General features: G+C 41.0%; 10 protein-coding genes and 1 tRNA gene. 7 read left to right on the top strand and 4 right to left on the bottom strand.

The features are described 5' to 3' along the window. Nucleotides 1–77: 77 nt before the first annotated feature. The gene (locus BTN98_RS01280) at nucleotides 78–1,241 is read right to left on the bottom strand and encodes a permease (RefSeq protein ID WP_060998939.1); all 1,164 of its coding nucleotides are present in this window, start codon (nucleotides 1,239–1,241) and stop codon (nucleotides 78–80) included. Between the two features lie 313 nt (nucleotides 1,242–1,554). On the opposite strand from BTN98_RS01280, the gene trhP reads away from it, so the two are divergent. Continuing rightward, entirely contained in the window at nucleotides 1,555–2,946 is a 1,392-nt protein-coding gene (gene trhP, locus BTN98_RS01275) for a prephenate-dependent tRNA uridine(34) hydroxylase TrhP (protein ID WP_060998938.1), read from the top strand. Nucleotides 2,947–2,951: 5 nt separating this feature from the next. Then, on the top strand, nucleotides 2,952–3,206 hold the full coding sequence (locus BTN98_RS01270) for a YfhL family 4Fe-4S dicluster ferredoxin (RefSeq protein ID WP_060998937.1): 255 nt from the start codon (nucleotides 2,952–2,954) through the stop codon (nucleotides 3,204–3,206). 94 nt (nucleotides 3,207–3,300) lie between these two features. On the opposite strand, the gene mepA is transcribed toward BTN98_RS01270, so the two are convergent. Then, entirely contained in the window at nucleotides 3,301–4,137 is an 837-nt protein-coding gene (gene mepA, locus BTN98_RS01265; protein WP_231730706.1) for a penicillin-insensitive murein endopeptidase, read from the bottom strand. Between the two features lie 911 nt (nucleotides 4,138–5,048). Here mepA and fdnG point away from each other — a divergent pair. From fdnG to selB, 5 genes are all read left to right on the top strand, one after another. Then, entirely contained in the window at nucleotides 5,049–8,063 is a 3,015-nt protein-coding gene (gene fdnG / locus BTN98_RS01255; protein ID WP_146106999.1) for a formate dehydrogenase-N subunit alpha, read from the top strand. A gap of 3 nt (nucleotides 8,064–8,066) precedes the next feature. Further along, a complete protein-coding gene (fdxH, locus tag BTN98_RS01250; RefSeq protein ID WP_060998929.1) occupies nucleotides 8,067–8,942 on the top strand; it encodes a formate dehydrogenase subunit beta in 876 nt (291 codons plus the stop codon). After that, complete coding sequence (locus tag BTN98_RS01245; RefSeq protein WP_060998926.1) at nucleotides 8,939–9,574, top strand: formate dehydrogenase subunit gamma; 636 nt, start codon at nucleotides 8,939–8,941, stop codon at nucleotides 9,572–9,574. The genes fdxH and BTN98_RS01245 overlap by 4 nt, the downstream gene beginning before the upstream one ends. A 102-nt stretch (nucleotides 9,575–9,676) precedes the next feature. Next, nucleotides 9,677–10,567 (top strand): formate dehydrogenase accessory protein FdhE, encoded by an 891-nt coding sequence (gene fdhE, locus BTN98_RS01240; RefSeq protein ID WP_060998924.1) that lies wholly within the window; start codon nucleotides 9,677–9,679, stop codon nucleotides 10,565–10,567. A gap of 17 nt (nucleotides 10,568–10,584) precedes the next feature. Continuing rightward, entirely contained in the window at nucleotides 10,585–12,519 is a 1,935-nt protein-coding gene (selB, locus tag BTN98_RS01235) for a selenocysteine-specific translation elongation factor (protein ID WP_060998922.1), read from the top strand. A gap of 5 nt (nucleotides 12,520–12,524) precedes the next feature. Here selB and BTN98_RS20225 read toward each other — a convergent pair. Continuing rightward, nucleotides 12,525–12,619 (bottom strand) — tRNA-Sec (locus BTN98_RS20225). 107 nt (nucleotides 12,620–12,726) lie between these two features. Continuing rightward, nucleotides 12,727–13,707: a sugar-binding transcriptional regulator gene (locus BTN98_RS01230; RefSeq protein WP_060998920.1), complete on the bottom strand. Its 981-nt coding sequence runs from the start codon at nucleotides 13,705–13,707 to the stop codon at nucleotides 12,727–12,729. Nucleotides 13,708–14,339: the final 632 nt, after the last annotated feature.

Genomic DNA, 14,339 nt, shown 5'->3' with positions numbered 1-14,339 from the left:
CCTAATTTTTCTCGAACCTACACTTAGATAACAAAAAAGAGCCGTCGCGTTATTAACGTTACGGCTCTTTTTATATGCTACATGCTCATCCCCACACCTGCATTGGCTTTTTTACCAAGGTAGTAATACCAAATAGAAGCAGGAATAAAGATCAAGTTCATCACTGTGGTCATATTAAAACCAAAACCTGATTGATTTAATGCACGTACAGTTTGATCGCTTGTTACCCAACCAAAACCATTGAATATCGCATCAACACATAAACCAGTAAATAAAATTGCTACAAATAGCAACCCAACCATCCATTTAGCAGGACGCTTACCGTAGTATTTTTGATAAACACGGATCATCGGAATGGTTAGAACATCCGATAGAATAAAGCCAATCACGCCACCAAATGAAATCCCACCATGCCATAATGCCGCGGCTAAAATCAGATTACCGACTGAACATACATAAGCAATCATCGCCACAAAAATACCAATGATCACATCTAAGAAAGAGTGTAACCATACCGGTAAGCCTGCATCATTACTGATAAACAATGCTCGCCAACCGTCTTGAGGCATCAAAGCAATAAGAATTGAAGAAACCACTACCCCAATAAGGATCTCTTTACCAATCATGGCAATATCCATCTGGAAGAAACCCGCAGATTTTGTGATTTTTTCCATAGTGGCAGATTGAGGTTTAGCTGCCATATCCATGTCGCAATCACTGTCATCAGACTTCATCTTAAACATATCCATACCACAACTGGCTTTTTGTGGCTGTGCATCTTCTAAGTGCTGACGTAATTCTTGTTCGACATCTTGTGGAAAAAAGCGACTAAATAAAAATCCAACCGTGGCAATTAAAATCAAACCACCAATCACTTCACCCCATAAAAATGTCCAGCCCATTAATGCAACTAAGACAATGAACATTTCAACAATCAAGTTAGTACTTGAAACTAAAAATGCCATTGCATTAGCAACAGTGGATTTTTTTACTAAGAGAGTATGAGATAACGACGCCGCAGCATAAGAACACGATGACGACACCATCCCTAAAAACGTGGTGAAACCGAGGCTTACAGGGGTTGTTTTACCTAGGTGTTTAACCACACTTGAAACCGGTATTAAATTGCGGATCCATGAAGACAATATTAAACCAAATGCCAACGGCCAGAATATTTGCCAAATCATATTACCAAAGGTTGAAAACACGTGGATAACTAACCCACTAATATCATGACCCATCATAACTACCTTCTTGATGTATGCCACCACTCACTAGCGACAATATTGTGCCTATAAACACTTATAGTGCCCTAAAATATAAACTCTGTATTAAATGCATAATAAGTATGTATTTTAATACATCTATATCTCAATTAACTAAATTACGCTAATTGTACATATACCCTGATTTGCAATAGTGTTGATTTTTCATACGTGATAATGATTAAGAAAATTGGTAATGTGGGAATGAAAAACGTAGAATCTCGCCTCCTCCCTATAACACTAGGTGTTATAGGCTGATTTGGAATCAGACATCTAAGAGAACTGAACAATGTTTAAACCAGAATTACTATCTCCAGCCGGTAGCCTTAAAAACATGCGTTATGCCTTTGCCTATGGTGCAGATGCTGTCTACGCAGGCCAACCTCGTTACAGCCTTCGTGTTCGTAACAATGAATTCAATCTCGATAACCTGAAAATTGGTATTGATGAAGCGCATGCACAAGGTAAAAAGCTGTATGTGGTTTGTAATATTCAACCGCATAACTCAAAGCTTAAAACCTTTATTCGTGATTTAAAGCCAATTGTAGATATGGGTCCTGATGCGCTTATCATGTCAGATCCTGGTTTGATCATGATGGTTCGTGAAGCATTTCCTGAAGTAGTAATTCACCTTTCAGTACAAGCTAACGCAGTTAACTGGGCAACCGTTAAATTCTGGGCTAGCCAAGGCGTTGAGCGTGTGATTCTGTCTCGTGAACTATCACTAGAAGAGATCGAAGAAATTCGTGAGCATTGCCCGGATACTGAACTAGAAATCTTTGTTCACGGCGCACTTTGTATGGCGTATTCTGGCCGTTGTTTGTTATCTGGCTACATCAACAAACGCGACCCAAACCAAGGTACATGCACGAACTCATGTCGTTGGGAATACAAAGTAGAAAAAGCCGTTGAAAACGATGCTGGTCAAATCGTTGAAACACAAGATGCGATTCAAATTCAAGAGATTGAAGAGCGTCCTAGTAATACACTTGGTCTTGGTAAGCCAATTGATGACGTAGTATTACTGAGTGAATCTCACCGCCCAGAAGAAAAAATGGCGGCGTTTGAAGATGAGCATGGTACTTACATCATGAACTCTAAAGATCTTCGTGCGGTACAGCATGTTGAGCGCCTAACCAAAATGGGTGTGCATTCATTAAAAATTGAAGGTCGTACTAAATCGTTCTACTACTGTGCACGTACTGCGCAAGTTTACCGTAAAGCGATTGATGACGCAGTTGCAGGCAAGCCATTTGATGATTCACTACTTGGCACATTAGAAAGCCTAGCGCACCGTGGCTATACTGAAGGTTTCCTTCGTCGCCACACCCATGATACTTATCAGAATTATGATTACGGTTACTCTATTTCTGACACCCAACAATTTGTCGGCGAGTTCACCGGTGTACGTCGTGGCGAACTTGCTGAAGTTGAAGTGAAAAATAAATTCGTTGTTGGCGATAGCCTTGAAGTAATGACGCCAAAAGGTAACGTTATTTTCAAACTTGAAACCATGGAAAACCGTAAGTCAGAAGTGATTGATGATGCAAAAGGTAATGGCCACTTTGTGTTTATTCCTGTGCCATCAGATATGGATCTCGATTTTGGTCTATTAATGCGTAATTTAAGTAACGGTGAAGACACTCGTAACCCACACGCACCTAAAAAAGATGGTAAATAAGCACTATGGCACTGCTCATTACAACTAAATGCATTAACTGTGATATGTGTGATCCTGAATGCCCCAATGAGGCAATCACCATGGGCGATGAATTTTACGAAATCGACCCTGAACGCTGCACAGAATGTAAAGGGCACTATGATAAGCCAACCTGCCAGTCAGTTTGTCCTATTACCAATTGCATTATTACTGATCCTGAGCGAGTTGAATCAGATGATGAACTGCTTGAAAAGTTTGTCACTCTGCAAGGCCTAGCTTAGTTATTCAATAATAAACCGTATAAAAAAAGCGCCGCTCAGTTAACTGGCCGGCGCTTTTTTGTTTTATTTATCAACCACGAGCACCTAGCAAAGATTAGCTTTTCAATACGATATTACACATCGGCGGCAATACTTTTTTCGGTTTAGGTTTCGGCTTTACATTGGTAATCGGTTTAGTGGTTACCGGTGCTTTATACGTTGGCGACCATGAAGCAAGCTCTTTACCACAACCATCACCTGCTGGCGGTGGTGTTTGCGGCTCACAAGTAGTACTTCCCTCAGGGCAATGTAAACGAACGTGGAAATGGTAATAATGACCAAACCAAGGTCTCACTTTACTTAGCCAATCACGCTGTTTCCATTCGGTTTTACATAGCTGTTGCTTGATCACTGGATGAACAAAAATTCGCGCAACTCGATCATCACTAGCAGCTAATTGAATTAATTGTGCTTGCTTACTGCTCCAGTTCTTTTCAATGATCTGGTAATTTTTCACATCAACCATTGGCAGCGCAGACACCGTTTTTAACGCTTGCTGTGATAATGGTTTTTCAGGGATACGTAACCAAATATCTGCATCTAATCCTGTTTGGTGGCTCGCATGGCCTGACGAGAAACGTCCCCCCCGAGGCATTGCAATATCACCCACCAGCACATTACCGATTTTTAGTTGCTGTGATTGCTTCATCAATTGTTGTAAAAAAACAATCATTTCACTATGACCAAAATAACGACCACGTTCAGAACGTATCACTTGATAACCATCACCTTGCAACGGTAAATTTTCACCACCAGCAAGACAACCATTAGCATACGAGCCAATCGAGCTTGAATCGCCACTGCTAGGTTGTTTCACTTTCTCCCACGGTGTCGCCATGGCTGTTTGACTTATGCACACAAGCATTAAGCCCGTAGCTATCTTCCTTAACACTTTATTCTTCCTTTTTATCATTGGTAGCATTAATAATAACGTAACAGGTTAACGATGCAAAATTAAGCCACTAAAAATATCACTACCTGTTGTAATTATCACTTAAAAGATTATTCATTAATTTTTTCACATGATTATGTTTTTTAAAATGGAAAATAAGCAAAGAAAAACATACCCATTTTTAGTTATTAGTTTATTTATTTAATGGCTAAATTTTACTTTATAAATTTAACATTAGTTTTATTTTATAAAACATACTGATATTGGTAAATAAACATGCTTAACATCGGTTATTAAATCACCACCGTATTTTTCAAATATGGCACTTTAGATTTCAGTAAGCAACATTAATTTATAGATCAGCATGTCTAGTTTACCATTCAATATCAATATTAAATTATCACCATCATTTCAATGAACATTGATATCATTATTTAATAACGTCAAAAACAAAATATAAGTTACTGATTAAAGTGAATATAAAGCAAATATATATATATAACCTTTACACTATTCGATTTATACCTAATCCAATGAAAATCACTAAACTAACTATTTTTAAGGTTTAAATTTTTAATTTAATTATTTTAAACGGCTGCAATACATTGTATAAATATATTTACCATTAAAAACAGGGCATGAACAAATAACAAAAAACAGTAATCACAATAAACAGCTATTTCTTATTAAAAAATGATAATGAATCTTATTATTGCTTTTAATTGTTATTAAACCAACATTAACGCTAATGACTTATTAATAATATTTAAACAGCCATTTATATACGTTATTTTATCAGTCTATTTTTAATTCCCCCTCTCTTAATTGCAAAATTTGACGACGTTATATTCACCCATATAATAACCGCAAGAATTTACCCTCTTCTTTATTTCTAATAAGGTCTTTTGAGATTGAATATAAGTAGACGTCAATTATTTAAATTGTGCGCAGGGGCTGTAGCAACAACAACTATTGCTTCCCTTGCCACAATTCCGCAAAAAGCGTGGGCGCAAGCTCGTGACTTCAAATTAACCGCAGCAAAAGAAACACGTAATACCTGTTCTTATTGTTCAGTTGGCTGTGGCACATTACTGTATAGCACAGGTGCTACTGGCGGTAATATTAAACAAAAAGTGTTCCACGTTGAGGGTGATCCCGATCATCCAGTAAGCCGTGGTGCATTATGTCCTAAAGGCGCGGGCCTAGCTGGTTTTGTTAACAGCGAACAACGTTTGAAATTCCCCGAATACCGCGCTCCAGGCTCAGATAAATGGCAACGTCTAACATGGGACGAAGCATTTAGCCGTATTGCTAAGCTAATGAAACAAGACCGTGATGCTAACTTAGTAAAAACCAATGATGAAGGCACCACAGTTAACCGCTGGCTAACAACAGGTATGCTTTGTGCCTCAGCAGAAAGTAATGAAAATGGTTGGTTAACTCAGAAATTTGCCCGTGGTTTGGGTATGGTTCCTGTAGACACTCAAGCGCGTATTTGACACGGCCCAACGGTAGCAAGTCTTGCTCCAACATTTGGCCGCGGCGCGATGACCAACAACTGGGTCGACATTAAAAATGCCGACTTGATCCTTGTTATGGGCGGCAACGCAGCAGAAGCACACCCTGTAGGCTTCCGCTGGGCGATTGAAGCTCAAAAAACTAGAAACGCTGAAATCATTGTGGTTGATCCACGTTTCACGCGTACAGCAGCTGTTGCTGATCACTATGCACCGATCCGTTCAGGTGCTGATATTGCTTTCCTATTAGGTGCTATTCGTTACCTAATCGCTAGCAGTCAAGTGAATCACGAATATGTTAAAGCATACACAAACGCAAGCTTTATTGTACGTGATGATTACGCATTCCATGATGGTCTTTTCTCTGGCTATGACGCCGAGAAACGTAAGTATGATCGTAGTTCTTGGTTCTACCAACTTGATGATCAAGGTTATGCCCTAAAGGATGAATCACTGCAACATCCTCGCTGTGTATGGAACCTACTTAAAGATCACGTTGCACGTTATACACCTGACGTTGTATCAAATATCACCGGTACGCCTGTTGATATGTTTGATCACATCTGTAAAGCACTGGGTAGCACAGCTGCTAATAACCGTGTTGCCACTATTTTGTACGCAACAGGTTGGACTCAGCACTCTAAAGGCGCTGAAAACATTCGTTGTATGGCAATGATCCAGTTACTACTTGGTAATATGGGTATGGCTGGCGGCGGTGTTAACGCTCTGCGTGGTCACTCAAACATTCAAGGTATCACTGACCTTGGGTTGCTAGCACAAAGTTTACCGGGTTACTTAAAACTGCCGTCTGATAAAGATGTTGATTTAGCCGCTCACCTTAAGCACCACACTCCAGTGGCACTTGAAGCGGATCAAACCAACTACTGGCAGCATTACCCAGCATTCTTCGTGTCATTACTGAAGTCTTTCTACGGCAAAAATGCAACGGCTGAGAATAACTTTGGTTACGATATGATGCCCAAATGGGATCAAGGCTACGACATGTTGCGCGTGTTTGAAATGATGAACAAAGGTGAAATGAATGGCTACATTTGCCAAGGTTTCAACCCTGTTGCTTCAATGTCAAACAAGCAAAAAACCTTAGATGCTTTATCTAAACTGAAATACTTAGTGGTTGTCGATCCACTTGCAACTGAGACTTCTACGTTCTGGCAGAATAAACCGAACGTCAATGAAGTTGATACAGCAAGCATTGAAACTGAAGTATTCCGTTTACCTTGTGCCTGTTTTGCTGAAGAAGATGGCACCATTGTAAGTTCAGCGCGCTGGTTACAGTGGCACTGGAAAGCAGCTGATATGCCAGGAGAAGCCAAAGGTGACGCTGAGATTCTAGCCGGTATCTTCTTGAAGATGCGCGATATGTACCAAAAAAATGGTGGTACATACCCAGATCCTATTCTGTCTCTTGACTGGAATTACGCTATCCCTTCTGCGCCAAATACTAAAGAATTAGCGCAAGAGCTTAACGGTAAAGATGCTAACGGTAAGCAGCTATCAAGCTTTAGCAAACTAAAAGCTGATGGTTCAACTAATGCGGCTTGTTGGTTATACACCGGTAGCTGGACTGAAGCAGGTAACCAAACTGCACGTCGTGATAATAGCGATCCATCAGGTTTAGGTATTGCGCCTAACTGGGCATGGTCTTGGCCTGCAAACCGTCGTGTATTGTACAACCGTGCATCAACACATCCTGACGGTAGCCCATGGGATAAAACACGTACTCTGGTTGAATGGAATGGTAACAAGTGGATTGGTCCTGATGTACCTGACTTTAACGCTAAATTGCCACCATCAAGCAATGCTGGCCCATTTATCATGCAACCTGAAGGCGTAGGTCGTCTGTTTGCACTTGATAAAATGGCTGAGGGCCCGTTCCCTGAGCACTACGAACCATTTGAAACACCGATTGGTACTAACCCATTACATAAAAATGTGGTTTCCAACCCAGCGGCACGTTTGTTCAAAGATGATGCAGCGCAGTTAGGCACCAAAGAGAATTTCCCATTCGTGGGTACCACTTACCGTCTAACAGAGCACTTCCATACATGGACAAGTCACTCTCATTTCAACGCGGTATTACAACCTGAACAATTTGTAGAAATTGGTGAAGGTTTAGCGAAAGAGCGTGGCATCAACAATGCTGACATGGTGCGTGTAACTTCTAAGCGTGGCTCTATTGAAGCTAAAGCTTATGTGTCTAAGCGTATTACGCCACTGCATGTTAACGGTCAAGCTGTTCACACTGTTGGTATTCCTATTCACTGGGGCTACGAAGGCGATACTAAGCCAGGTTACCTTGCGAATACGTTATCGCCATGTGTCGGTGACGCTAACTCACAAACGCCTGAATATAAGGCATTTTTGGTTAACGTAGAGAAGGTGAAGTAAGCCATGGGTATGGAATCACAGAATATTATTCGTAGTTCTGCTACATCGTCGATTACTCCATCTCCTGATGCGCGTGAGCGTCAAATTCAGGTAACAAAGTTAATCGATGTCACCTGCTGTACTGGCTGTAAAGGCTGTATGGATGCGTGTAGTGAGTGGAACAACTTACGCGGAAAAGTAGGCACCTTTGAAGGTTCTTACCAAAATCCGCCTAATACGACCGCTGAAACTTGGACCACTATCCACTTCAAAGAAATTGAAGAAGATAATAAATTCAAATGGTTATTTAGCAAACATAGCTGCATGCACTGTTCAGATCCTGGCTGTTTAAAAGCGTGTCCAGAACCTGATGCTATCGTGCAATATGAAAATGGTGTTGTCGATTTCAACTCGGAAAAATGTGTGGGTTGCGGTTACTGTATCGCTGGCTGTCCATTTGATATTCCGCGTATGAACCCAGTTGATAACCGTGTTTACAAATGTACGTTATGTCTCGATCGCCTTCAGGCAGGTCAAGTGCCGTCATGTGCTAAAACCTGTCCAACAGGCGCATTACGTTTTGGTTCTCGTGAAGAGATTCTTGAGTATGCCAATCAACGTGTTGCAGCACTGCAAGCAAAAGGTCATAAAAAAGCCGGGATCTACAACCCACAAGGCGTTGGTGGTACACACGTAATTTACATACTGCACGATATTACTGATCCTGAGCGTTACGATCTGCCTAAAGATCCTAAAATCAGCGAAACTGTGAAGTTATGGAAAGATGATCTCAAGCCACTCGCCGCTGCCGGTTTAGTGGGTACTTTAGCGCTGGCTGCTATCCACCGTGTAACGGTTGGTCGTAGTCGCGTGGCTGAAGATGAAGGAGATGAGAAATGAGTTTAAACAAAACGATTTTACGTCATAAACCTTTAGATCGTGTGGTGCATTGGACAGTAGCATTAACAGGTATCTGGACGTTATTGTCTGGTCTATCTTTTATGTTTGCCCCACTGCACTTCCTTAGCTATGTCTATGGCACGCCACAACTTGCGCGTATTTTGCATCCATTTGGTGCGATCGTGATGACAGTTGGGCTATTTTTCTTAGTGATCCGTTACTGGAGCCATAACCACTTTGAAAAAGGTGATCTCCAGTGGATGTTAAAAGTTAAAGATGTTTTAACTGAGAACGAAGAAAACGTACCAGAAGCAGGTCAATACAACGCAGGTCAGAAAATGATCTTACGTCAGTTTATTGCCTGTGGCGTATTACTACTAGTAACTGGCCTGATTGCATGGCGCGCTTACTTTTCAGCCTACTTCAGCATTGATGTGGTTCGTATTGCATTGATTGTGCACTCAATCACAGCGCTTGTTTTTGCCTTAAGCTTAATTATCCACGCCTACATGGCATATTGGGTAAAAGGCTCAATTGACGGCATGTTAGAAGGTAAAGTTTCTTCAGCTTGGGCTAAGAAACACCACCCGCGTTGGTTCCGTTCGCTATCTAGCAACAAAGATCAACACTAACAACACAGCTCAAGAACCAATAATCCTTGTTGTTTATTGGTTCTTTATTTCTATACCAACCTTGGCGTACTAAGGTTGGTATTCTTATAATTGGATACCTACATGAGCGTTCACATTTTAGATAAAGACACCATTATTAAACAAAAAAGTGACGGCTTTCGTCCGCTAATTATTGGTGATCCTGCCACCATTTTTCATGCCCGCGCTGCCCGGTTACGTCAGTTGGCACAAGACTCTTTTATGGCAGATTACCTGTTATTAGCAGGACAGGTCGTCCAACAACAATTGCATTTAGTTGATACGTTTAATGGCGCAGTACAGCAACAGTTACAAGCTAAAACATTAACATGGCCGATTGAAATTGATAGTAGTTGGCAAGCTATTTTAGATCCAATGCTAACCCAATTAACCTCAGCACTACGCCCTGTTGTTAGTGATGATATAGTCAAAGTTATCGACAATATTAGCCAGATTGATCAGCAAACACTGCAGCATTATTTTCATGCTTTACAACAAAACCAAGCTGAACGTGTACCTGCTGATATTGCGATTATTCTTTGGAGCTGTATCAATACACTAATGAGCCTAATTGTGGCTAACACCCAATTAGACTGGCAACCAGAAGCCAATGCTAAACAATCACATTGCCCTCTTTGTGGTGGAGCACCTGCAGCAAGTTTAATTCAAGGCAGTGGTCATCGTTACTTGCATTGCAGCCAATGTGAAGCCCAATGGCATCGACTGCGCGCTGAGTGTACTCAGTGTGGTGATGGTGAAAATATTCAACTTCAAAGTGAAACACTAGAAGATAGCGTTCGTGCTGAAACTTGCAGCCATTGCCAAAGTTATTTAAAAATGTTGGTGCTAGAGAAGAATCCACAGTTAGATCCTATTGCTGATGATTTAGCAACAATTGTTCTAGATCAGAAACTGGGGGAAATGGAATTTTATCGCAGCGGTTTCAACCCATTCTTACTGCCTCTGGCTCAATAACGCTTTAGAGTAACACTATGATTATTGCTACAGCTGGCCATGTCGATCATGGTAAAACAAAACTATTACACGCCCTGACTGGGATCAATGCCGATCGACTGCCAGAAGAGCAACAACGTGGGCTCACTATTGATTTAGGCTATGCGTTTATGCCTTATCAATCAATAACATCTAATCAGCACCAGACATTAGGTTTTATTGATGTTCCCGGGCATGAGAAATTTCTCTCCAATATGCTAGCAGGCGTCGGCACAGCCCATCATGCAATGCTGATTGTGGCTGGCGATGAAGGCATGATGCCACAAAGCCATGAACATTTGACGATTCTGCGCTTATTAGCCATGGATAGCCTAACAGTAGTGATCACTAAATCAGATCTCACTACCGTTGAGCAACAGCAGCAGCTTGAAGCTAAAATAAGCCTGTTATTACTTCAATATGGCTTTACCCAAACCACTATTTTTCATTGTTCAGCCATCACTCATCAAGGTATTGTTGAGCTCAAACAACACCTGATTGAGCTAGCTGATAGTGAACAACACCACGATGATAGCCTTAATTTTAAACTGGCAATCGACCGCGCTTTTCACGTTAAAGGCTCTGGCTTAGTGGTAACAGGAACCGCTATCAACGGTCAGGTCAATGTTGGTGATAGCTTATGTTTAATAAGCCATAACAATCTTAAAAAAGGCCATAGCCAGCCTCAGGTTGTGCGAGTAAAAACTATTCATGCACAGGGTAAACCTGCTGAATGTGCAACAGCCAATCAACGGGTAGCGCTTAATATTAGCGGTGATATTGATAAAGCGAGCTTAAACCGTGGGGATTGGTTATTACATACCGCGCCAACAACTATAATCAAACGGATCACGGTTAAATTAACCGCTAATCAACTGATTAAACACTGGCAAAATGTTCAAATATTCCATGCAGCGACCCATACTACTGGTCGTATTGCATTATTAGAAAATCAGCAATTAATCGCAACTGACAGCGCTCTGGCTGAAATCAGCCTTGATACGCCATTGTGTTTAACCGAACAAGATCGTTTATTAATCCGCGATCCGGCTCAGAAAACCAATCTTGGTAGCGCGATTGTAATTGATCTACTGCCGCCAAATCGTGGCAAGCGCAAACCACAACGCCTTGAGTACCTCCATCAACGCGCTCATATCAATACGCTCAATGAGATCATTGAATTTAAGCTGCAACATGCACCACAATCACGCCAACAATTAATTGAACAACATCAGTGTAATGCTGCTGTTATTAGCCAATTATTAGCCGCTAATGAAACTATCAATCAACATGGCGACTACCTGTGCTATGACAGCTATCAGCAGGCATTACAGCAACAGATTATCACCACGCTAGAATGCTATCATCAGCAAGCGCAAGATAACCTTGGCGTCGGCAAAGAGCGACTATATCGTATGGCGGCACTTAACCAACCAGCCGCGATCTTTAACGCAGTTATCAACCAACTACTCAATCAACAGTTGCTAGCCAACACTCGTGGTTGGCTACATTTAGCCTCCCACCAATTGCAGCTAACAGAAACCGAGCAACAATGGTGGCAGCAAATAGAACAAGTAATGCTTGCTGAGCCCCAGCCTTGGTGGGTACGTGATCTTGCCGCTGAAATTAGCGCGGATGAAAACGAGATTCGCAAATTGAGCTATAAACTGGCGCAATTAAGCTACGTTGCCGCTATTGTTAAAGATCGTTATGTTACCCATGATTATCTAGTAAAAATGGCCACACAAGTGCGTCAACATACCGCCCAATATCAAAAATTAGAAACCGCTGAATTTAGAAATATCAGTCAGCTCGGGCGAAAAGTTGCAATTCAATTATTAGAATATTTTGACAAGATTGGTTTTACGAAACGTAAGTTTAATTATCGCGAATTAAAAGATCAGGATTTATTGCAGGAACAAGATAAAGAGTAACAAAGTGGCGGAAGAACATAGGAGTCGAACCTACCCAGGACTGCTGGCAGCCCTACCCGGATTTGAAATCCGGACGCATCACCGGATACGACGTTCTTCCTTTATTTTGAAGCTGTATTTTATTTGTTTAAGGTATATTCTGCAACCGCTATCTAATCAAGATCTAGATAGCGGTTTCTTTTATAGAACAAGTGCCTAAATAAGCACCTATTTCATCTGTTGATCAAGATTTAAAATCGTTAATGCATTACTGACACTGGTTGCTAATACATCAACCACGCCAGATCGTAGTGCGCCTAACAAGGCTAATGCTTTACTGTTTTCAGCCGCAGTCACCACCACGGTAGGAATATGCCGCAGTTCATTCATGGTTAGACCAATAACACGATCGCTCATCATGGTATCTGCTTGCTTACCCTGACTATCAAAGAAATCATAGCCCGCAATATCACCTACAACACCTTTACGAATTCTAGCTTCAACAATTTCTTGAGGCGTGAACCAACCTAATTTGACCATGTGACTATTTTCATTCATATCGCCAACGCCAACTAACGCCACATCAGCACGACGGGCACGATCTAAGGTTTCTTTAACAGTACCATTTTTCATGAATGCTTCTTTAACAATGATGTCATCAACATACGCTGGCGCATAAAGTGTTTCACTAATACCATCATATTTTTTGGCAAGTTGGCGACAAATATGATCGGCATTAATCGCATTACCAGAACGGTGAGTGCCACCAATACCGCATACAAAACGGCAGTTACGCTGTGGTACTACGCCAACATGATTAGCAATTGAGGCTATATTACGCCCTTGACCAACCGCAACCACCATATCATCAGATAAGGTGGTTGCAAGATAGCTTGAAACAAGACTCGCCACTTGTTGGCGTTGAGATTCATCATCAGGTTGATCTAACGCAATCAACGCCCGCTTCAGATTAAAGCGTTCAATTAATTGCTGTTCTAGTTTTTCACTAAATACGGGGTGATATTTAACCGTGATCTCAACCACCCCTTCATCCCGTGCTCGACGAAGTAAACGGCCAATCTTGGCACGAGACATTCCAAACCGTTGTGATATTTCTTCCTGCGTTGCGCCTTCTTGATAATAAGCAATAGCAATTTCAGTTAACTGATCACTCTCAGCATGATTATTATCATTATTCAAACTGCTCATCACTTGTCCTTTATATACGGCTGTTAGATCAAAAACTTATTCTAACACTGTGATATCAAAACCGAGAGGTTATTCCTAAACCCACAATAATAAATAACGTACAGCTTTTTTATTAATAATCACCAAAAACCATACCATCTTTTTAAGTTATCATAGGCACAACCATAGGAAATACTTATCTTATTGATAATAAAGCAATGTTTAGTTTGTACAGCTTTTGGAGTATATAAACCCAAAAGCTATTTTATTTAGACTGTCATTTTAATTTATTGCTTAGTTGCTAATCTTTCGATTCAGGTTTATTAAATAAATATGAGCGGACGAGACTCGTCATACCGAACATCAGCACGTCCATTTTCCATCAAATAATAGTCGTGACAGGCCGCTAAGCTTGCTAATCGAAACTAACTATGCCAACTTCACAGCTACTATTTCCTACCGTGAGATTACGAACAAGATAGGGAATCGATTATCATCACGTTGCAGAGTTATTATTTTAACTGCCTTTTTATTGGTTTCTTTAATGCTCAAACACGTGATATGCAGATCACGGATAGCTCGTTCCTCTCTTCCGAGATGACGGATAATAACCTACGCTATTACTACCATTTTCTACCGACGAAAAAAACCTA

Origin of the sequence: Photobacterium aquimaris (assembly GCF_002954455.1) — a bacterium.
Lineage (GTDB): Bacteria > Pseudomonadota > Gammaproteobacteria > Enterobacterales > Vibrionaceae > Photobacterium > Photobacterium aquimaris.
Note: the sequence above shows the minus strand (reverse complement) of the source record. Positions and strands in the feature narration are given on the sequence as shown.